This is a genomic window from Verrucomicrobiales bacterium (genome assembly GCA_016793885.1).
GTDB lineage: Bacteria > Verrucomicrobiota > Verrucomicrobiia > Limisphaerales > UBA11320 > UBA11320.
The window spans coordinates 24,877-46,220 of the sequence record JAEUHE010000082.1; the positions used below are offsets into that span (position 1 = coordinate 24,877).

Annotated in this window: 11 protein-coding genes; 2 read left to right on the forward strand and 9 right to left on the reverse strand. The window is 60.1% G+C overall.

Annotated features, from left to right (window positions below):
- Positions 1 to 33: 33 nt before the first annotated feature.
- Positions 34 to 1,464, reverse strand: a complete 1,431-nt coding sequence (locus JNN07_09990) for a sulfatase (GenBank protein MBL9168059.1) — start codon at positions 1,462 to 1,464, stop codon at positions 34 to 36.
- A 312-nt stretch (positions 1,465 to 1,776) separates the two neighbouring features.
- On the opposite strand from JNN07_09990, the gene JNN07_09995 reads away from it, so the two are divergent.
- A complete protein-coding gene (locus tag JNN07_09995; protein MBL9168060.1) occupies positions 1,777 to 2,781 on the forward strand; it encodes a hypothetical protein in 1,005 nt (334 codons plus the stop codon).
- Positions 2,730 to 4,346, forward strand: a complete 1,617-nt coding sequence (locus JNN07_10000) for a CotH kinase family protein (GenBank protein MBL9168061.1) — start codon at positions 2,730 to 2,732, stop codon at positions 4,344 to 4,346. The genes JNN07_09995 and JNN07_10000 overlap by 52 nt, the downstream gene beginning before the upstream one ends.
- Positions 4,347 to 4,504: 158 nt before the next feature.
- Here the strand turns inward: JNN07_10000 and JNN07_10005 are convergent, their stop codons facing one another.
- The 8 genes from JNN07_10005 to JNN07_10040 form a co-directional block, all read right to left on the reverse strand.
- Positions 4,505 to 8,209: a DUF1080 domain-containing protein gene (locus tag JNN07_10005; protein ID MBL9168062.1), complete on the reverse strand. Its 3,705-nt coding sequence runs from the start codon at positions 8,207 to 8,209 to the stop codon at positions 4,505 to 4,507.
- 131 nt (positions 8,210 to 8,340) lie between these two features.
- The gene (locus JNN07_10010; GenBank protein ID MBL9168063.1) at positions 8,341 to 9,567 is read right to left on the reverse strand and encodes a PQQ-dependent sugar dehydrogenase; all 1,227 of its coding nucleotides are present in this window, start codon (positions 9,565 to 9,567) and stop codon (positions 8,341 to 8,343) included.
- A 353-nt stretch (positions 9,568 to 9,920) separates the two neighbouring features.
- The gene (locus JNN07_10015) at positions 9,921 to 12,656 is read right to left on the reverse strand and encodes an alpha/beta hydrolase (protein MBL9168064.1); all 2,736 of its coding nucleotides are present in this window, start codon (positions 12,654 to 12,656) and stop codon (positions 9,921 to 9,923) included.
- A 378-nt stretch (positions 12,657 to 13,034) separates the two neighbouring features.
- Positions 13,035 to 15,989: a protein kinase gene (locus tag JNN07_10020; protein MBL9168065.1), complete on the reverse strand. Its 2,955-nt coding sequence runs from the start codon at positions 15,987 to 15,989 to the stop codon at positions 13,035 to 13,037.
- A gap of 69 nt (positions 15,990 to 16,058) precedes the next feature.
- On the reverse strand, positions 16,059 to 16,832 hold the full coding sequence (locus tag JNN07_10025) for a sigma-70 family RNA polymerase sigma factor (protein MBL9168066.1): 774 nt from the start codon (positions 16,830 to 16,832) through the stop codon (positions 16,059 to 16,061).
- Positions 16,833 to 16,840: 8 nt separating this feature from the next.
- Positions 16,841 to 17,902 carry a DUF642 domain-containing protein gene (locus JNN07_10030; GenBank protein MBL9168067.1) on the reverse strand — a complete coding sequence of 354 codons (1,062 nt, stop codon included), beginning with the start codon at positions 17,900 to 17,902 and terminating at the stop codon, positions 16,841 to 16,843.
- A gap of 21 nt (positions 17,903 to 17,923) precedes the next feature.
- The gene (locus tag JNN07_10035) at positions 17,924 to 19,081 is read right to left on the reverse strand and encodes a hypothetical protein (GenBank protein MBL9168068.1); all 1,158 of its coding nucleotides are present in this window, start codon (positions 19,079 to 19,081) and stop codon (positions 17,924 to 17,926) included.
- A 57-nt stretch (positions 19,082 to 19,138) separates the two neighbouring features.
- Positions 19,139 to 20,911 (reverse strand): hypothetical protein, encoded by a 1,773-nt coding sequence (locus JNN07_10040; GenBank protein ID MBL9168069.1) that lies wholly within the window; start codon positions 20,909 to 20,911, stop codon positions 19,139 to 19,141.
- Between the last annotated feature and the right edge of the window lie 433 nt (positions 20,912 to 21,344).

Sequence of the window (21,344 nt, forward strand, 5' to 3'; positions counted from 1 at the left end):
GGAAATCCCGATCAAGACCGCCCTCCCGCTACCCTACCGGATCTTCTGGTCGGGCAGCGCCTTCTTGATGCCTTCATCCAACGGCATCTTGTCGCGGTCGGGGGTCAACCCTTCGGCAGCAAGCAAGCTGGCCAACTGAGCTTCAAGCTCAGCCCGCTTGCTCGCGAACTTCGGGTTATTGGCCAGGTTGCGGCGTTCGCCCGGATCTTTGCGCAAATCGTACATCTCGGCCATGTGCCGGTCAGGCGAGCCGTCACCGTGGGGATAACGCATGAGCTTCCAGTCGGCCGTCCGAATTCCGCGAACGTTGGGGGTGTAGGGAAACTGCTTCTCGTAGTTGTACTCGTAGAACCAGCCCTGACGCCAGGCAGGTTCACGCCCGAGGACCAGGTTCCTCCAAGAACGACCCTGAATGGCGGGAAGACCCGGCACACCGCAAAGCTCCAAAAGACTTGGAGCGATGTCCATGGCGAGCACCTGCCCTTTCTCGATCCGCCGGGAAGGCAGACCAGGGCCCCGGGCTATCATCGGAATACGGATGCTGGCCTCGTGCATGGTGCGCTTGTCCACCATGCCGTGCTCCCCTTCCAGCAATCCGTTGTCGCCCATGAACACAATCATCGTATTGTCATACTGACCGGTCTTTTTCAGCCACGCGACCAACCGGCCCACACTGTCGTCGACGCTGAGGATGGTCCCCCAGTAGCCGTGCACCATGTTTTCGAAATCCTTCACTGCCTCCGGACGGTCATCGGGGAAAGTCTTGCGCCACTCGAAAAGCGGCCCGTAGATCCCATGCCAGGTGTGTAGGCGTTCTTGCATCCAGGCTGGCTTGTCCTGCAATTGGAAAGCGCTGGCGGGATAGGGAACCCGAACATGATCGAATCGACGCGCATACTTTTCCTCGGGCGTGTAAAAGCTGTGGGGAGCCTTGTGGCCGAGACACAGGGACCACGGCTTTTGCGAGGTTTGCTTGCCCAGCCAATCCAGGGCCAGGTCCGTGACGACCGTGGTGTAGTAGCCCTTGATGGTTTCGGTGCTGCGGCCGTTGAGATTCCAGGGGGTGTCGAAATACTTCCCCTGCCCCTTATGGGTGGCAAAATAGTCAAACCCAGGCCGTGGGGCGTCATTGTTCTCCCCCATGTGCCACTTGCCAATGTAGGCGGTGGCATAGCCGTTCTCACGCAAACGACCCGGCCAATGCGGCAGGGAGGCTGGCAACTCGGTAAAGTTGTCGCGCACCCCATGCCGGCTGGCATACAGCCCCGTCAGGATACTGGCCCGGCTCGGCGAGCAGAGCGAAGTGGTGCAGAAGGCGTTGGCAAAGCGAACTCCGTCTCTCGATAGGGCGTCAATATGAGGAGTGCTGACGTGCTTCGACCCGTAGCAACTCAGAGCCGCCGGCCTCAGGTCGTCGCAGAGGATGAACAGGACATTGGGCCGAGGTGCAGCCGTCAGGCCCATAGCGCACATAAAAAAGCAGAACAGTCGAATGAGGTGCATGGCGGGATGATAAAGGGCGATCCCCATTCGACCAGCACTGAGTTTATGGAGTTGACCGCAAATTCGTCCGATGAGGTGTATAAGTCTAAGGTCCGGCGAGGCTTTTAAGCTCAATGGTTTCAGACGATTGCCGACATCTCTCTCGTGATGGGACAGTCCGAGTCTACGGAAGTTCAGTGCGAGTCCTGCGGAGCAACGCTTTCGATCCAAGGAAGATCCATCGCGTCGCGATGTCTGTTTTGCGACAATCCCTCGGTAATCCATCGCCCAGCGATGAGGCATCGCTCCTCCCCCGTATTCGCACTCGTGTTCACCACTGAGCGCGAGGAGGCGGTGCAGGCAGTGAGGCACTGGATCGGACGACAGACGATGGCCCCTTTTGGTTTGAAACGGGGTGCCGTAGAAAAAGTAACGGGCGTCTACATCCCCGCCTACCTTTACTCCTCGACAGCCCGCTCCCGCTACCAGGCTTCAATCGCGGAATCCTACCAAAAAACTGGCATCCGGGTCGTGTCGGACAGCCAGCTGTCCCTCGGGAGCCGAAACCGCACCGAATACCATGACTTGACTGGCACTCATGTGACCTATGTTTCCGACGTTCTTGTGACGGCTTCGCACTCCGTCTCCAACCAAGAACTCCAGGCGATCGAGCCTTTCGACCTGAGTCAGCTCCGGCGCTACTCCCCGACGTTGGTAGCAGGCTGGAGCGCGGAGGAGCCGTCGCTGTCCCAGGAGGAAAGCCTGCGGGTGGCCCGCGGCGAAACCCAGGCGTCGATTCCGGGAATGCTCCTTAATTTCATGCCGGGCGACGGCGTGAGGGATCTGCGGCACACCACCGAGTTTTTGGAAGAATCCGTCGCTCCGACGCTCACCCCAGTCTGGGTGTGCGCGATCCGATATTCTCCGCACAAGCCTCCGCTGCGAATTCTCGTGAATGGGCAGACGGCCAAGGTGGCGGGGGAGGTCCCGTTCTCCTGGTTGAAATGGGTACTCATGATGGCGACGGGAGCGGGGATTCTGGCCGGTCTTGGAATGGCAATTTGGGCGGATTACTTCACTGGCTCAGCCGTTGACCCTCGACAGCAACAGAATGGAATCGACCGCTCGTTGATTCTGTGGTGGCAAAACCGATTTCCTTTTGCCAAGGTCGCATTATGCAAATTGCGGCCACCGAAAGGCCCAGGATTCGCCAGGAGGAATTCAGATCGTTTCTCGTTGCACGCCCTTTGGCTCGGTTTGTCGCCTCCCTGTTCGGATCACACCCGCACCTCAGGCTAGGATTCACTCTCTGGATTCTAGGGGCATTTGACAGCCGCGGGCAGGCGGACGGCGAGCGAGCCATTGGCCTTTCAGCCCCCGAGTTCTCGGTACCAGGCGGGGTCTATTCGAAACCATTTAATGTGGAGATCCGAGGCTCCCCGGCATCCAATGAGGCCGTCATTCGCTACACTCTGGATGGAACGGAACCGACGGAAAAGTCGGCTTTGTACCAGCACGCGCTGAACATGAGCAGCTCGACTTATCTGAGGGCTCGATCCTTCCTGCCGAGCGGCGGATCTAGTGCCATCTCTTCGGAGTCCTACACGGTGCTTGGAGCCGAGTTCCAACACTTTCAGTCAAGTTTGCCGCTGCTCATCATCGAAACCTACGGCCAGCCCATTCCGCACCGATCCAAAGCAACAGGTTCATTCCGAATGATCGAACCTAAGGGCACAGTCATCTCCATCACCAACCCCGCCAACTGGCAGGGACGCCTAGAACTGAGCCAGCGCGGGAATACCTCGCGGCGATTCCCCAAACGTTCCTACACGATCAAGTTGATCGACCACCAGGGCGGCGCGGCGAAGTCTCCGCTGGGCGGCATGCCGCAGGACTCTGATTGGGTTTTATACGCGCCCTACTTCGACCGTACCCAACTGCGCGACGTGCTAGCCTACGAACTGAGCAACGCCATTGGCCGATACGCGCCGCGAACCCGTTTTGTGGAGGTTTTCGTGACGGAAGCCGGCGGCAGGTTGGAGAACCGCCACTATGCGGGAGTGTATGTGCTGGAAGAAAAGATTAAACGCGGACGCCATCGCGTGAATCTGGCCGATGCAGCGGCGCATGGAGGTGCCCAGGGTGCTCTCGGTGGTTTCCTCTTCAAGATGGATCATGTAGATCCTGGAGAAAACGGCTTCCACACTGCTCGGGGACTCCATTTTCTATATGTCCATCCGAAGGAGCGCGAAATCACCGGAGAGCAACGCGTCTGGCTCGTCAACTACCTGAATGATTTCGAGCGGGTGCTCCACGGTCAAAATTTCACCGATCCAACCAAAGGATACGCCAAGTTCCTGGATGTCGATGCCTTCATCGATCACTATTGGCTGGTGGAGATGTCCAAGAACGTGGACGGCTTTCGTTTCAGCGCCTTCCTGCAACTCACTCCCGGAGGAAGGCTCAAGATGGGCCCCATCTGGGACTGGGACCAAAGTTTCGGAAACGCAGACTTCTACGGAGGGGACGACCCCGAGGGCTGGTACTGGCCGAACATCCGGAGAACTGAGATCAATTGGTTCGCCCGATTGAACCAGGATCCGGAGTTCCGACAACGCACAGTCAACCGGTGGACCGAGCTCCGACGCGGCCCCTTCTCGACATCTCAAATCCTCGAGCGCATGGATGTTCTGGTCGCGTCCCTGGGGGAAGCCCAACAGCGCAATTCCGCCCGTTGGCCTACGCGGCGAAATTACCCGGACTATGTTCGTCAGATGAAGGGGTGGATTCAGACCCGGGTGGAATGGATCGACAGAGAGCTGGGTTCGAGATCAAAAAGGGCGGGAGTGAAGAGTGAAGAGTGAAGAGTGAAGAGTGAAGAGTGAAGAGTGAAGAGTGACGAGTTCCCGAGGCGTACGCTGACAGCGTTACTTTTCCCGCAGCGTCGGTTGTCCCCGGACGGTTTCCCTTCGGGAACTCATCACTCATCACTCATCACTCATCACTCGCCACTCTTCACTCATCACTCCAACAGTTCCTGAACCGTCCATGGCGTTTCCCTCTGCCGTGTGGCCGTGCGAACAGCCTCAACCTGAGCGGCCGTCACGGCCGAAGCATTCGCCCCAAACGTGCCACGCACGAACGTGAGCACGTCGGCGAGCTGCTCGTTGGTTAAGCCACCCATCGATGGCATCGGGACGGCGCCAGGTCCACCGAAAGATTGACCTGCCACCTTCAGTGGCCCGCTCAGGCCATGAAGCACGATCTTGATGAGTCGGGACGGATCACCTTTGACCCACTCGCTTCCGATGAGGGGAGGGTACACGCCGGGCAAGCCCTTGCCTTCCGGCTGATGGCATGGAAGACAGGCCATCTCGTAGAGCCTTTCGCCCGGTGAGGCCTGCTTCGGAGGCGTCCCCAGGAGCCGGGTCAAATAGTCTGTTTGCGGGGCACCGCCAAATTTCAACTGCCCTGAGGTGAAGGCTGCCGCCCAGCGGGATTGGGATGCTCGAGCGCTCTGGCGAATGGCATAGTCAAGGAACGGGTCACGTGGCAGATCCACCGCCGCAGCGATGATCTCCACAGCCTCCGCCTTGGGCACATAGCTAGCCGCGACGACCGATTCCAAGCGCACTCTTGGATTTTCATCCTGCACGCGCTCGCGCAGCAGCGTGAGGGACTCTGGGAGACGATCCGCCCACATGCCGGCCACGCGAGTGCCGTAGGCCCGGACTCGCGCATCCTTCGCGTTGAGGAGCCTCTGGAGCAATTCCAGGTAAGGAGTTTCATGGGCCTCGAACACGCCAATCACCTCGAGCAGTAGCGGCTCATTTTCGGGTGTGTTGAGTGGAACATGCGCCACGAAGGTCTTCGCGGCAGGAAGCACATCTTCCCTCGCCGCATCGAAAAGCAGTCGCTTGGCCTGATACCGAGTCCAGCGTTCCGGCGAACGAAGCTGTTCGAGAAGTTCGGCCGGCTTCATCGCAGCAAGATTGGGTTGCTTGATCGAGGCCCGGCCTTTCGCGCTAACGCGCCAGATACGGCCATGGGTGCGATCGCGCATCGGGTCCGCATAGCTGGCCTGGTAGTGCCCGATGACCGGGTTAAACCAGTCGGCCGCATAGATGGCACCGTCGGGTCCGACGCTCACATCCACCGGACGAAACGAGCTGTTGGATGATTTCACGAGCCGCGGCAGCTGCTTGGTTTTGAACCCGGAGCCGGCCTCCTCAAACTGATGCAGCTCCACCACCGCGCCAAAGTATCCACCAATCAGAGCGCAGCCCTGGATGTCGTCGGGCAACGCGCGTGTACCGACAATGTCGAGTGCAGTCGTCTTCGGGGAGGTGTCGAAGAGCGGGCCCACCGAGTGGTATTGCTCCGGCGTGTTGGCATAGGAGGCATTCGCGTCGGTCGTCGAACTACTGCCGCTCGGACTGGCCCCGCGGACCATGCCGGGCACCGTCCAATAGCCTTGCGGCCGATCACCGGACTTGTGAAAGACTTGACCAAAATCATCGAAGGCCACGCCCCAGCAATTGGCCCCGGCCATCCCGCCGCCGAAAAAGCCCTCGAGGTGAAGCTGACGCGGACGCATCCTCCAGACTGCCGCGCGATCCAACCGCGCTACACCATGCGGGGTTTCCACACGCGACATCGCGTGAAGCCCTTGCGTGAACCACAGGCTACCATCCGGGCCGTGGCAGATGCTGTTGATGAGCTGATGTGTGTCGCCGATGCCAAAGCCCGAGAACACAACCTGCCGTTCGTCGGCTCTGCCGTCGCCGTTCGTATCGCGCAAATGAAGGAGCTGATCAAAATCGCAGACGTACACGCCTCCCGCGCCCGGTTCCACGCCCTGAACCATGGTCAGCCCTTCGGCGAATTTCCACGACTTGTCGGCCCGGCCGTCGCCATTGCTGTCCTCGAGCACGAGAATGAAGTCCGTCGGGGGAATGCTCGCGAGCGTTTGGGGATAGGTGGGTGAACAGGCAACATACAGGCGCCCCTTCTCATCCCAGGAGAACTGGGTAGGTTTCACCACGCCGTCACGCTCCGAAGCGAAGAGATTGATCTCATAGCCTTCGGCCAGGGTAAAGGTCTTGAGCTGTTCCTCGGGTGGAATCGCCTTCGCCTCCTCGGAAGAGATCGGCAGTCTGGGTAAAACGAGTGGCTTAGCCGGCTCATTGCGAACCAGGGCATGGATCCGAGCGTCCGCTTGTTCCACGAGCGGTTTCTGTCGCTCGAAAGCTTGCAGCAGGGAAGGTTCCGATCCGGCAGCTTGCCCAAATTTCTGACTCATCCGGTCTCCATAGACGAACGACCAATTGGCCGGACGCCAGCAATCGAACCACAGACGGTTCTTCTCCACAATGGCGGCTCGCACCGGGTCGAGGGAGGCGGATGCGTTGGGCTCCGCCCCCAGACTGCGGGTGATGGCGGCGGCAACCTCGCGCAGACCACCCGCGTTCAAATGAACTCCATCGTCGGTCAGGCGCTGTCGTGAGACGCGCTTCGCCAGAGCGTCGGGAAGATCCACAAACACGGCTCCGCGCTGCTTGGCGATCTCCCGCACCGCCGCCGCATAGGCGGCCACATCTGCATTGCGCTGAGTGAGGTCGGGCGCGTGGGAGGCAAGCGGCTTCTCAAAGGGCATGGGAGCGATCAGAACCAGTCGCCGTGTTCGCGTGGCCAACTGGTCCAAAAGGCGATGGTAGGCCGCCGTGAACTGCGCGATCCGTCCCACTCCATCCAGCGCCTCCATCTGCCCAAATTGAGCCATCACGACGGTCGCCCCAACCGACTCGATCTGCCCGGCCCAAGGGCCGAAGTTCAAATCACGCCATTGCTCGTAGACAGTGTCAGCCTCCCACGCCATGGAGCGAAAGCGCGGCGCCTTATCGAGGAACGCCGATGCCAGTTGGGCCTCCAACTCCCCCACTTTCTGTTCACGCACCAGGTTTTCCTGGCCTACCAGCACGATCGTTTCGTTAGAGCTCAGCTGAAACCTGCCGTCCGGGAAGGGTGCGAGGGGCAAGGTCGGCTGCCCGTCGCCGAACCGCCGCAGAACCTCGGCTGGAGTGCGCTCCGCAGAAGCGGGCAACTCCTCGAGAGTGATATTGCGAAACGAAATCTCCGCCTTGCAGGCTCCGTGGATCTGCAGGGCGATCAGGCCCTGTGTGTCGATGCCTTCCGCGCGTTCAACAAAGGTCGCCGTGCGCTGGCCGTTGAGGAAGAGCTGGATGTCCGGGCCGCGAGCGATAACTTCATAGCGATTCCAGTCGCGGGGCTTCTCCAAGCTCACTACGAGATTCGTATCCGCCATCGCTAGCATCCTGTTGCGGCGTGACTCGTCGTAGAGACAGCCCGAGTAGCCCGCGCCGATATCCGCCTGGTAACCGGACATTTCGTTTGGCGGATTGGCGATGCGCTTGCTGCGGAACTGCACACCGCCGTTCACGAAACCTTCGGTTCCCACCAGCTTGTATTCGAAGCGAAGGTGAAAGTTCTGGAAGGACTTCCGCGTAGCCAGAAACTCGTTGCGCGGATTGCCCTCCAGAGAGCCGCCAACGATGACACCCTCACGAATCCGCCAGACCTGAGTCGTCTCGCCTTCCCACCCCTCGAAGGACCTGCCGTCGAACAACGCAACCGGCGCGCCGACGGAAATCACGGCCGAAGTGGCACAAAGACTCAGGATAACCAGAATCCGGTATATTGCAGTCATGATGAGGGACGTTGATGCCTGTGCGGAATCCTAGATCCCGGAGGAACCAGGAATCTAGGCAAATGAATCCAGAGACGAACACCGGCGGTGTTGTCGAACGAGCGAGGGCACCGCCCATCAGAACCGATCGATCACTTTTTCCAAACCACGCGCACGATGGAATCGTTCGTGGAGGGTTTCGAAGCGCCGCCGTGAGTTGCCAGATAGAGAGCCCCGTCAGGTCCCAGGCGAAGGGCCAACGGACCAGCGGTGAGACCCTGAAGAAAGGCCGCACTCTCGCCCGGCTTACCGGTCTCAGCGTTCACCGGAGCGCTGCGAACCGACTTGCGAGCAAAGTCGGCGTAAAACAGGGAGCCATGATACTTGGCTGGAAAACCCGCACCCGTTGACGAGGGACGATAAATGATCGATCCCACACACGAGGCACTGCTGTTGCGCTTATAGCTGAACCACGGAGAGGTGAAACCCTCGAAACGATTGGTGCGGGAGAACGTCGACCAGCCATCCCCAAACACCTTCGGCCATCCGTAATTGGCACCCGGGACGATGCGATTCACCTCATCGTAGTCGTCAGCCAAATCCCCTCCGTTCTCAGAGAGAAGGATCAGCCCGGTGGGGGCATCGTAATCCAGAGACCAGGGCTGGCGATGCCCGCGTGTAAAGATGATGCCATCAGCTCCAGCGGTTTTGACGAACGGATTGTCAGAGGGAATGGAGCCGTCGAAACCAATCCGTACCACCTTGCCCCGTCGGTCACTGAGTGACTGGGCTCGGTTCTCAGGGTCATCACAGTATTTGCGCAGATTCGCGTTCTGATTGTTCTCTCCGGTGGTCACATACAAAAGTCTCTCCTGGGGATGAGCCAGCAAGCCCCCACCCACATGTTGTCCGGCCGAGTCCCCATCCCATTCCAGGATGCTTTTCTCACTCGCAGGTTCCAGGGCCGACTTGGCTCCTTTCCCGACCACCGTCCATCGGGCCACGCGCGCGCGATACTGGGTGGGAGAGTGGTTGGTAGTATGATAGGAGAGGAAGAGATGGGGGGTCTTGGGAAAATCCGGATGAAAGGCCACCCCATGCAGGCCGCGGTCCCCGCTTACGTCCGTACTGACCCGACCGACCTGATGAGCCGTGCGCGCCGTCGTGTCGATCCGCCACAACTCCCCCGCCCGTCCCGTCACCCATGCCGATCCGTCCGGGGCAAAATTGAGGTCCATAGGCTCGCTCACGAGATCCGGGCCGGCCACCACCTCCAGAGCGAAGCCGGGAGGCAAATTTACCTCGGCCTGGGCGGCAGTGAACGACGTCAGGATCGCCGTCACAAAAGCGACGGCAAGAAGGCGATGGCGATATGACATGGTGGGACGTAGGTTGCGCGAAACTCGGGGCTCTGTCCAGATTTGGTGTGTGGGGGGCTTTTAGATTTTAGATTTTGGATTTTGGATTTGTGATCGACCAAGGCGGGCGGCTCGTCGCTTATCACCGCAAGTGGCGATGTTCCTCATCCCTCCCCATCCTCATCAGCTCCGTGTGCTCCGCGTGTTCCATGGGCAACGATCTCCCTTTTCTCCCGCGGGAACGAGGAGTTGGCCCGGAGTGGTTGAACCGCGATGGACGCAAAGGACGCGATGTCCGAAATGGAAGAAAAGCTCTAGTTTTCTTTTCCCTCCGGATTCCCCATCGCGTCCATCGCGGTTCCACCCTCGAGAACCTACCGCGGAGTCTCCAGGAATTCTATGTATTCCAGAGCTCCAGGCCCCAGCTCGAGTTCGACTCTCCCGGGTTTCTCAAAAACCTGGCCTGATTTCCACGCCTTCGCCTGCTGGCAATCCACCCTGGTGTTGATGGTAACCCGAGCCCGAGCTTGGGGATCCACCGATGCGGGCTGGTCGCCGCGCTTGCCCACGCCCCGATTGTTGATGATCTCCAGCACCCAACCTTTCGGAACTCGGTTGATCCCGTACTGCACCGGGTCGCCCTGCAACTCAAAGGGCGAGTAGTCCTGGGTGATGCTGGCCAACCGTTGATTCGAGATCGCTGTCGGCCGACCGGTGGTGGGATTCATCCAGGGTTCCAGCACCTCCACACTGCCCTGCTTGGATAGCCGGTCAAACCCCGCGCCCAACACGTCGCGATGACGCTGCGAAATAAGAACCCGGCTTCCTCGTCGGAGCGACTTCTCCAACTCGCTCAGGAAGCCCACTTCAAACTCGATATCGCCCACCAGGAGAATCACGGGGTACGCAGGAAGAATCTCCGGGGGCACGCTGGTCAGCAAGACGTCGAAGACTTCACCAAATGGAGTGGGGCGCAGATAGCTCGCCTCCGGATTGGTTTTATCGGGTTTGGAGTGAATGTGATCACTTCCCGGAAAAAGCTGGTGATCGAACAAATCCCGAGCTTCCCGGTCCCCAGCCGTCGGCGTGAGAATTCCCCAGGGCTTGTCCATGTATCCATTGTAGCCGGCGTAGCGATCCATCACCACGGCTACCGGGGTGTAGGGAATTCCCCGCGCGCGCGAGCTCATGAACTGAAAGACTTCGGCCCCTTTGCGACCATGTTCAGTAAACGTCCACGGGGCCTCCGGCTTTTCAAAGAAGATCGCGATGCTATTCTCCGGGGTCACCATGGCAGCTCCGGAAAACCAGGCGTGCAGCCACATGCGCTCGTAGAAACTCAGCGAGTGACCCGCGTCCAGCCCACGAACGATGTCTCCTTCCTTTCTCAGTGGTCCGCTGGTGGTGCAGCTCGGACCAAACCAAGGGCTCACTTGAACCGACCACGGCTTGCCCCACTGCCGAGCCGCCCCTCGGGCAAAGGCCAGTTTCGACTGGGTAAAGGCGATGTTCTCCCCCAGTTCCAGACCAATACAGCGGGCGCCCCACTCGCCCGCATAGGCCTCGTAGTGAGAGTGGCCGGTGACACTGATCACCCTTCCCAGAAGATCGCGACTACGACTGGCGAAGTAATCCTTCATGACGTCGTAGCATTCCTTCCGGCTCTGCGGCATCCGATCGTATCCGGCCAAACCCGCAGGCTTTTGGAGATGCTTGAACTGGTCATAGTCCTTACCGTAAACGTCCCGCCACCACGATTCCCGATGCGAAAGATTGTGGAAATAGTACCCCCACTCGCCCAGCTGATAGGCGGCGAAGACTCCGGTTCGATCAAACTCGGCCACAGCGGACTCCTCAGGAGGGCCGAACACTCCCCTGCCCCCTTTGATCTGCATTTCGCCGCCGGAATAAAATACGACGGGCCAGCCGCTAGCCGCCAGAAAGTCTAGGATGGGTCGCGTCTGGGGGCTGGGACCCGGCCCGGGATCGAACCCGTTGCCCAGCTTGCGCTCCCGCATGACATCGACGACTTGGTGCACCATGGCCGAATCCCCGGGAACACCATAGAGACTAAAGACAAACTGTCCGACTCCCGGAAGGAGCTGCGGTGAATGTCCCCTGGCTCGGAGATCATCGTAGCGGGGAAAGCTTGGTCTCCCTGCCTCGCCTCGTCCGCGCGCTCGACCGGGAGCCTCCGGAATCAACTTCAGTTCCGCCAGCCATTGGAGGGATCCTGATTGCCAGGCATCCCACATCGGCCCCTGGTAGCCATTCAACCCATGGTCCCCCGAAGGCAACTCCAAGAAACGGGTCGGAACTCCGTGTTGGCGAAGAGCCTGGTAGAACAAGCTACTATTGCTTACCGGCACCGCACGATCATCTCGCGCATGGGCCAGATAGGTCGGCGGGGTCTGGGCCGTCACCTGCTTCTCATTGGAATAGTACACCACCACGTCCGCCGAAGGATTCGGTCCCAGCAGATTCTGCCGCGATCCGCCATGCGTCTGGTCGCCCATGGTGACCACCGGATACACCAAGATACCGAAATCAGGTCGACAACTTAGTCGTTCTAGGACGTCGGGTGCCTGAGCATCACCCCGATCGAAGTGCGTGATCGCAGTCGCGGCCAAATGTCCTCCGGCAGAGAACCCCATGATCCCAATTCGCTGCGGATCACAGCCCCAGCTAGGTGCCTGGGCGCGGGCCCACCGAAGCGCACGTTGAGCATCGAGTAACGGAACGAACCGGTTACCGCCCGGTAAACGATACTCCAGAACGATGCCGGTGATTCCATGCTGATTCAGCCAGCGGGCGATGCGGGATCCCTCGGCGTCCTTGACCAGCCCACCGTAGCCTCCACCCGGACAGATGATGACCGAAGCTCCATTGGGCTGAGTCGGACGGTAGACCGTCACATAAGCATTACCGGCTATGGGTTTTCCCTCCCCCGAGGGTGCCGTTCCTGACCAGAGCGGGATGCGCTCAGGGGCGGCCTCCGCGGACCGGGCAGGCAGCACGAACCACGGCAACAACACCGAGAGAACAACAACGCCGAGTGCTCGAGGGGCGGAACGGATGCGAGAGCGAGTCGATGTAAGGAATGGCTGCATGGTCAACATAGGCGAATCACGTGACGATGCCCGCATTGGAGAAGGACTTGAAGCAGACTGCAAGCAGAACCCGCCCCAACAGAACAACCCGAATGGTTGCCCACGGAACACACAGAACACACAGATGGAACCGCAGAGAGGACGGTCCATTCCCTACCCAATCCGACCTCTGTGCCCTTCCCGTCTCTGTGGTGCAACTCGGACGTCCCCAGTTCGGGTCCCATCCGTGTGATCCGTGTAATCCGTGGTCACAATCGCCTCGTTCCCTCTTCCCCGGTCAGCGGCGGTTCCGAAACAGCAACAGGGGGCATCGTCCGGGGACGGACGACATTACAAGCAAACGGTTTTCTTTCGCGTGGCGGGTGTGGTTCGTGGGCATCACCACCCAAGGCCTAATTTGGACAGCTCGGCTCGTAGCTGGGCCACCTGCCAAAGCTGCACCCGTCCCGTAGTTGTGAGCACCGCCAACAGATCACCGGAGGCATCCCAGGCCAGATCCCCAATCGGGCTCGGCCGCAACGAGGGCAGATCGCATAGCAGAGAACCTGTGGAGCGGTCGAAAAGCCGCACAAGGTTCAACTCGTGCTCCACAGCCACCAACCCGCCACGCTCGCTTTCCGCATATCGGTTTCCCGGACGAAGCTGTTTCGCAATCGCACCTACCAGGGCCGGACGCCGGGCATCAGCTGGACCAGCCTCCCGACTGGTGATCGTCCGCCCCGCACCTGGGTCCGTGGGCGAGGTGGCGACCCAGCTAGGCTCTAGACTATGCCGGCTTGGGGGCAGGTCCTCCTTTGCTTGTCCTGGGAAGCGATGATTACCCGCCCCCAGATGCCGCAGTTCGGGATCCAGCACGGGCCATCGCCACCAACCGTTTGAAGCCGGGGTGAACACGCAGGATTGTTCACGGGCAACCACGATCGAGCCGATCCGGAACCCCGTTTCCTGTCTCACGTCAAGTTGGCGACGATCGACGGTGCTGTAGAGCCGGAAACCGTTGGTCCCCAGTGCAACGCCCAGCCATCGCCCGTCAGGACTGAGCGCTATCGATTCAGCCACCACATCGAGGTCCAACTCACTTAAAATCGGACTCGAAACTCCTTCCCACATGCTGAGCTGAGGCCGTCGGCCCACAAGATCGACCATGGCAAAACGGGATCCTGTCCGCGACGTCGCAATCGATTCAACCGAACTTGCCACCCTCATCAATGGCGCGAACGCGTGAAAGTCCCATACGATGGCCTCGTTCGATTCGCCACAAACCAAGAACCATTGCCCGTCGCCTCCGAAGGCGACATAGTCAATCGACCCTTCCCGTCCACGGGCTAACCGATGCGACGGGAAGGACGACATCGCGAAGACTTCGATCATGCCCGTCTGGTCAGTGACTAGCAGGTGCTCCCCTCGAGGATGCCACGCGATCGAGAGAGGAACCGCGCGAGTTCCGCTCTCGGGAGCCGCCCGCTGCGCCTTCCATAGGACCTTCCCGCTCTCTGCCTCCAGAACCACCACAAACTCTCTCTGCAGCACGGCCAACCACCTTCCGCTCGGAGAATACGCCAACCCAAAGACCGGCTCGGCGGGTTGCTGTTCCTGCCGCCATCGCTCCCGACCCGAGGGAAGCTCATGGACCACGACTCCGTTTCCGGCTGGAAGCGCAACCTGATCTTCCTGGGCTGAAAAGGCGAACTCGCGCTCAGGCCTGCCGCCAAACTTCGCTCGTTTTTTAAAAGGCTCCACAGTTCGAGATCCATCGTCCCCCAAGGCCAGCACCGTCAAACGGTCATACCAGCGAGCGCCCAGCCACTGCGCACGCGGGCTCAACCGCAACCAGCCAATCGCACCGCTGAGGCCGGTCACAGTTCGAACCAGCTCCCCCTCCGGCAACCGATAGATTTCAACGCCGTCGCCATCATCAACACCTACGGCGATCAAGTCCAAATCGGCTCCCAAGGCATAGTTTTTGGTGGAGCGAGGCAGCGCCCACCGGCTCCGAACCTGACGGATATCGAAAAGGGTCAGACAGACTATCGCCTCGTTACGCAACGCCAGCGGGGCCGGATGCTGCGCTACCGCCGCCAGTCTGGAGAGATTGTCGAATCGCCTGCCCGGCCGGCCCTTCTCCCGGTCAGCTCGCACCGACGCGACCGTGTGGGCGGCCAACTCATCCCGGACCTGCACGAGCACGCGTTCCCGGACCTGATTCTTCCAATGCAGTTCCCCGGCTATCAACGCAGCCGACAGGGCGATGGTGCCGGCCACCCACGCAGCCAGCAGCGCGGGACGCCGACGACACCACAGCAGGAAACGGCCCACCCCCGAGATCGGACGGGCGCGAATGGGCTCGTGCGCTAGAAATCGGTCCAGGTCATCAGCCAACTCTTGAGCCGAGACATATCGCCGGAGCGGATCTTTCTGAAGGCACTTCAAACAGATGGTTTGCACATCGCGTGACAACCCCGGACGAAATCCGCGCAACGGTGGAGGTTCTTCAGTTCGGACGCGCTGTAGAATTTCATCCGGAGATTCGCCCAGAAACGGGGGGCGACCGGCCAGAAGATGATAAAGTATGGCACCGAGACTCCAAATATCGGCGGCGGTCGTCACGTCGCGACGGCCTGCCCCTTGCTCCGGTGACATGTAGGCAGGGGTGCCGAGCGAGGACCCAGTCTGTGTAAGAAAACTCTCGGCGTCCAATCGTCGTGCCAGGCCGAAATCCGTTATGTGCGGCTCGCCCTCCGCATCCAGGAGAATATTCCCGGGCTTCAGGTCTCGATGAAGCACTCCGCGCAAGTGAGCGTGATGCACCGCTCGAGCGATGGTGCCCAGGAGCCGAAGCGATTCGTCGACGGAGAATTGGTTCCCCGACCGAGCCGACGCGTCCTCGGACTGGGCCGGAGCTTGTCGGAGTCTCTGCTCCAGGGTCCCCCCCTCTACCAGCTTCATCGCATAGAATGGGCCGTCCTCCGTCTGGCCAACCTGATAAATCGGGACGATGTTAGGGTGGTCGATCTGAGACGCGAGTTCGGCTTCGGCTAGGAAGCGCTTACGCCCCAGCTCTCCAGCGAAGCGATGAGCCAAGATCACCTTGACCGCCACCTCCCGTTGGAGTTGAGGCTGCCGGGCGCGATACACCACCCCCATAGCCCCGCGGCCAAGCTCCTCGCCCAGTTCGAACTCCCCCAGTCGGCTGCTACTCCGGCGAGCGCCTGGTGCCTCTTCCTCCACGTCAGGATCTTCAGCAGCCAGCAGCATGCGTCCCGCACAACGCGTACAAAAGCTGCCCACCGCAGAAAGCGGCATCTGGCACCGAGGGCAAGTCGCGTGGTTCATAGCTTCGAAAGAATCGCGGTCAGCCAAGCAACGACAGGATAAACAAGCCCCAACTCCTGCCTGAAGGTCTCAACCAAAAAGCTCTCGCAGCTCTCGGTCCGCATCGGCTTGGGTGGCCACCGTGTGCTTCGCTTCCTCGAAGAGCAGCTCCCGGGCTCTCTGACGCAACCGCTGGACCGTCTTCGCAATGGTGTTAGCAGGAACCCCTAGTTCTACGGCCAAGACTTCATATTCTCCGGACTCAACCGGCCGCCCGAGAAGAGGCTGGAGCCGAGCGAACATCGGCCCCTTGCCACTCTCCGCCTGTTCCTTATTCAAGCGAGAGAAGGCTTGTTCCAAGAGTGCCGCAGCCCATCGACGGTCAAAGGCCTTGTCCGGCGTCTCCTCCGTGCGCGGTTCCAAGGCGTAGCGCTGCTCCGCATCCATCGCATCCAGGGCCACGACGGCCGCCCCTCCGCCGCGCTTCGCGGCGTGCGCTCTGGCGCGCTGATCATGAAGGAAATAATCGAGAGAGGTCAGCAGGAACGTCCGAAAGCGGCCTTTTTCGCGTGCCACCTGAGTGAAAGAATGACGTCGAAGCAGCATGGCAAAGAACTCCTGCGTCAGATCAGCCCCGTCGTCCGGACCATATCCCCGCCGGCGAACATGGGCATAAAGCGGGTACCAATAGGTGTTGCACAGCCGATCCAGTGCGGCAGTTGCCGCCAACGCGTCATCCCCCCCGGCACGCAACACCACACTCCAGTGGGTCGTATCAAACCTGGACGAGTTTCGTTCCGCTTCCACCTCGCAACCCTGCCAGCTAGGCCCAGTGTAGTCCAGCTCCCACCCATGAGTCTTCATGTTCCATTTCAGTCCGTTCGCAGACGGAAGTAGCGAGGTCCATCGGCTCCCGACATCACCACGCTCGTCGCACTCCAAGGCAGATCGATCAGCACCCATGGCAGAATCCCAGGCCCAGATAGCCGCACCGCCGTCTCCAGCCGATCTCCACCGAGAAAAGCCTCCCAGCTCAACCTCACCTGATGCCCCTCCAAGGCAATCTGCAAATCCAGCCCACGGCTCGAGTGCCAAAATCCTCCCTCTAACCGAAAGCCCCCGCCCTGTAGCGGTCCCGAGTCAGGCTGTCCGACGGTCCCGGACAGCAGAAACCCCCCGCCAGCCGAATTCCCTCCGCCTCCATCGACAGTCCAGGAAGCCAGGTGATACGCTGCGGACGCAGGCGAGTCCAACTCGAGAACCGAGACGCGATCGAGTGCTGACCAGTGAGCGGCGGACACATTCTCAAACCGGAGGAGAGTCCTGGCGGATGAGGCACGGAACGGAAGGGCAAAGGATTGCCACTGCGGGCCGGGTATGAAGGAAGGACCATCGTGTGTAAAATCGGCCTGAGCGGGCCCGGCGGACGCCCGAACTTTGATCGGGCCAGCGTAGGCCTCTGAACCAGGCCGAATCCCCAGCTGGAACGTCAGAACGTAGTCTCGCCCAGGGATGGTCGGAATGCCTTGCTGCACGGCACCCAAGCCGTTGAAAACAGTGTCCGTGAGATCCACTGATTGCCGACCATCGCCCGCAACGAGCAAACCAAGCCCTTCGTCGTAAGGTGTCTGTGTGAGGGCGATGGCCACCCCCGGTATTTCCCACCCGGGAACCACCGCGCTTCCCGGGTTCACCGTGAGGAAGGAGCCGCGCGATGCGACTACCTTCCCCGGGGTCAGGTTCACGTCGGGCAGTTCAAAGGATCCGTTCTGCACCAACTCCGCCGCCTGCACGCGGGAGAGAAGCGAAGCTCCAAGCAAGGCGAGTTGAAAAACTGACCGACCTCGGGGAATATGACGCCAGTAGCCACGATCGTCGGAGATCGGCTGAACCAGGCAAGACCGGCCCGAAAGGTTAAGTAATTTTGTCTTCATCGTGTTTCTGATGGATCTGAACTACGGTGCACCGATCACCACTTCACCACCGCTGGCCGTCAAACACAGGGCCTTGGTGATGGTCACAGGTTCATTGTATCGGCCCGCCTGAATCTGCAGTCGGCTGCCCGCCGAAGAGTTATTGACGGCATCTCCCACCGTCTTGAACGGTCCCCCAAGGCAAGCATTGATCGAGCACGGCAAAGGCGGAAATGGGCATGGAAGGGATGGCGCGCCGGCGGGAGGATTTCTCGGATCGAGCTTCACCCCTAGCCCGTGCCGGGTTCCCCAGGACCATCCGGGAACAAATCCCGCCAAGGTGCGGAACGGGTGAGGCAAATCCTCAGGCCGCAAGCAGGAGTTGTTACGATCCACGAAGACCGTTCGACCAGACGCTACATGAAACCGAGGCCCGTTCACGCTGCTAGTGATCCGATCAATCTGGCCGGGGGTCAGCCGATCGGTATTCGCATGATACGACATCAGATTAAAAAACACCGCGTCCACCTGACGCACCTGATCTGCATTCAGGTTTCTAAAGCGCTTTCCGAACGCCTTTTGGGAAATCTCGTCCTGACCCCAGCACTCCACATCCAGCAACGTGTCCGCGACTTCATCCTCCCCGGGCGATGTGCAGCGAGTCTGAACGATCGGATCGTTGCACGCGCCGCAGGCGGCCCCTTGGGTGTGGAAGAGGCTGAAGTAATGCCCAATCTCATGGGCGATCGTCGTCTGACTTCCCCCCTGACCGATCAGAATGATCTGATCCGGGGGAGCGACCGCGCAGTTTCCCGAGCTCCGGTTGCCGTTGAGGTAGATATTCACCGCGTCGGCTCGCAATTTGTAAACCGACGGGTTGGCCAAGGCTGAAAACTGCAAAGCGAGCCGCTGGCCCGCGTCACGAGCGTCCACGTCAAACCACTGGGACACCCCTTGAACGTTGGCGATCTCAACCAAATCCACGACATACCCGCTGGCCGCGCGATTGAAGATGTCGTTGCCTAATCGGATTTGCTCCCGCACCGCGTCATCGGTGGAAAGAGAGCCGCCGGGACGACGTCCCGAGGCATCCAGGATAAATTTTACCGAGACCCGAAGCCGAATCTCGGCCCCGGCCGAACCAGGTCTCCACAGAATCAGGGCGAGGCCGGAGAGCAGTAGGAAAGTTCGAATGTTCATAGCGCGATCGGATAGCTGTGCACTGTGCATCACGAGTGATTCGCAGTCATGGAAGCCCTATTGAAGACTCACCAGCACGAGAACCAACCCCGTGCCGTCGCGCAAGCTGGTCATGGCTTTACCGAGGATGGCACCTGTGCCTCGAGCCGGGTCCTTGACCCGCATCGCGTGCCCGGGCCGACTGCCGGTAGTGAGCAGGTCGCCCGGTTCAATCGGAGCATCAGAGGCATCCGCCTTCACGTAAACCCGTCCCGACAGGGCCACGTTGCGACCCTCATCCAGCACCCCTTCCTGACGGAGTGACAGCCCGGGACTCACCCCGCCAGCTCCACTGACGATTCCAGCCACTCGGGTGTCATAGGGACGTTCACTGACCATCAAGTGCCCGGGATGCTCGGGATCGATCACCATGACCGATCCGGGTTCGACCTCCTGACCTTTCATGGGGAAGGGCTCCGCGACATCCGCTCCGCCGCGAATCGTCAACGCCCCCACCGAAAGATTCTTGTTGACCCAGACATTGCCGTTGCGATCCCAAGTCAGAGTAGCGCTGTCCGGACCGCTAACCCCCAGGGCCCCGCCGCTGAATCCATAGATGAATGGGCCATCAATCCCCCGTCCTCCCACCGCGAACCGGTATCCGAGCCCATGATTTCGATCAGCACCCGCCCGCAGGAACACATCGTGGTCGTTCATGTGAACATGGCCTTCGATGTCGAGGATCGAGTCCTCGGGAGTTTGCGTGCCGACACCAACCGCTCCCCCATTCGAAATGCTCAGCCGAGGCACGAAGCCGGTGTATAAATCCAATCCATACTGATTTCCACCGGCGCTGCGCTTGGAAGAAATGGTCTCGCCACTGCCCCCGCCGAAAACGATCCCTGGATAGGGTCCTCCTTCATTCAAGCCAGTGGAGTCCAGAATAACGTTGCCGCGAACGGAAAGAGTGCCACTGCCGTCGAGCCTCATCAGATTAACGCCGCCGCCGCCAGGGTTACCTTGCTCACTGCTATGGCTGCCCAGCCGATGCCAGGCGAATTCGCTGCCCGATCGTTGATACAATGTGTTGTCCTGAACCCCGATTCCGAAATCGGCATTGTAGAGGTTAATCATCTGTCGAGTGGTGGCTCCGAAGCTGAGAGATGACGGGGCGCTCACCGACACATTACCAAAGGCTCCTATCGTATTGGGCTCCAAACGGAGTAACCGGGTATTGTTCACCCTGAACTCCATCGGCTGATTGTCGAGCGTGCCCAGAAACTGATTGGCTGGGGCAACGCCCCGGTTTCCGCCGAGCCGCCAAAATGTATTCGACGCCACCGCCACCCCCAAATCGCTGATCGCGATGCTTCCATCCTGAATCCGACTGGAATCCACCGCTCCCACCGCCAACGCTGCATTGTTCACTCCCCCGGGCGCAACTGAGTTGGCGGTGACCGCGGTGGCGGCACTCCCAGCCTGGAGGGCTTGAATGGCGTAAGGCGTGGACGTGAGCCACTGCCGGGGTGCGAGCGTGACAAAACTCGCACCTCCGTTGGTGCGAACCGCAATTTCCAACCACCGGTCCGCCCCAGAAAACACGCTTCCGAAGTTCAGCGGAACGTGAAAAAGGCCGTTCGTAACCCCGACCCCGTTACGATTGACTGCACCGGTCAAAGGAGCACCCCCAGTCAGTGTTCCGTGCAGGTTGAAGGTGAAGTCGTAAAGACCGTTCACCGGACCATCGGGCGAGTGAAGACGGCCCTGATAAGTGAAGGATGTTGTTTGGGCCGAAAGTCCTGATGCCGTGAGGAGGACGACTAGCCAACCAAAAGCAGCGTTTCGATTCATGAGAGCTTTCAAATGAGTTGACGCTCTGCTCCCCATCACAAGCCTCACTCACATGGGATCGATGAGAGGATGCACAGCGCTGTTCATCCTCTGTAAACGGAAAGCGAGCGAAGCGATGACATCGTCCGGGGACGGACGACACTACAATGAATCGGCCAGGATCCCACGTTCTCGCTTTCTTTCGCGTGGTTAGCGTGGTTCGTGGGTCCCTTCCACTCTGGCGGCCCGATCGGCTAAAAAGCGGACGAGTGAACTATAAGCTTTATCGGACCGCCCCGCGATCAACTCCATACCTGGGACTCGGCCCCTTTCGGCGTATGGAGTTCCCACTTTAGTGGGGGCGGCGTGCGTTCAGCGGTTAAGGCTGGGACTCGCAACCAATGCAAGTAACCCCACCGAACAGGCCAGAACCTGAGTTTTTGCCCACGGAACA

What these genes read in the sequence shown, in the direction of transcription:
- JNN07_09990 (MBL9168059.1), bottom strand. Translation starts at nt 1,464, where the DNA reads ATGGGCCTGACGGCTGCACCTCGGCCCAATGTCCTGTTCATCCTCTGC.
- JNN07_09995 (MBL9168060.1), top strand. Translation starts at nt 1,777, where the DNA reads ATGAGGCATCGCTCCTCCCCCGTATTCGCACTCGTGTTCACCACTGAG.
- JNN07_10005 (MBL9168062.1), bottom strand. Translation starts at nt 8,209, where the DNA reads ATGACTGCAATATACCGGATTCTGGTTATCCTGAGTCTTTGTGCCACT.
- JNN07_10010 (MBL9168063.1), bottom strand. Translation starts at nt 9,567, where the DNA reads ATGTCATATCGCCATCGCCTTCTTGCCGTCGCTTTTGTGACGGCGATC.
- JNN07_10015 (MBL9168064.1), bottom strand. Translation starts at nt 12,656, where the DNA reads ATGCAGCCATTCCTTACATCGACTCGCTCTCGCATCCGTTCCGCCCCT.
- JNN07_10020 (MBL9168065.1), bottom strand. Translation starts at nt 15,989, where the DNA reads ATGAACCACGCGACTTGCCCTCGGTGCCAGATGCCGCTTTCTGCGGTG.
- JNN07_10025 (MBL9168066.1), bottom strand. Translation starts at nt 16,832, where the DNA reads ATGAAGACTCATGGGTGGGAGCTGGACTACACTGGGCCTAGCTGGCAG.
- JNN07_10030 (MBL9168067.1), bottom strand. Translation starts at nt 17,902, where the DNA reads ATGAAGACAAAATTACTTAACCTTTCGGGCCGGTCTTGCCTGGTTCAG.
- JNN07_10035 (MBL9168068.1), bottom strand. Translation starts at nt 19,081, where the DNA reads ATGAACATTCGAACTTTCCTACTGCTCTCCGGCCTCGCCCTGATTCTG.
- JNN07_10040 (MBL9168069.1), bottom strand. Translation starts at nt 20,911, where the DNA reads ATGAATCGAAACGCTGCTTTTGGTTGGCTAGTCGTCCTCCTCACGGCA.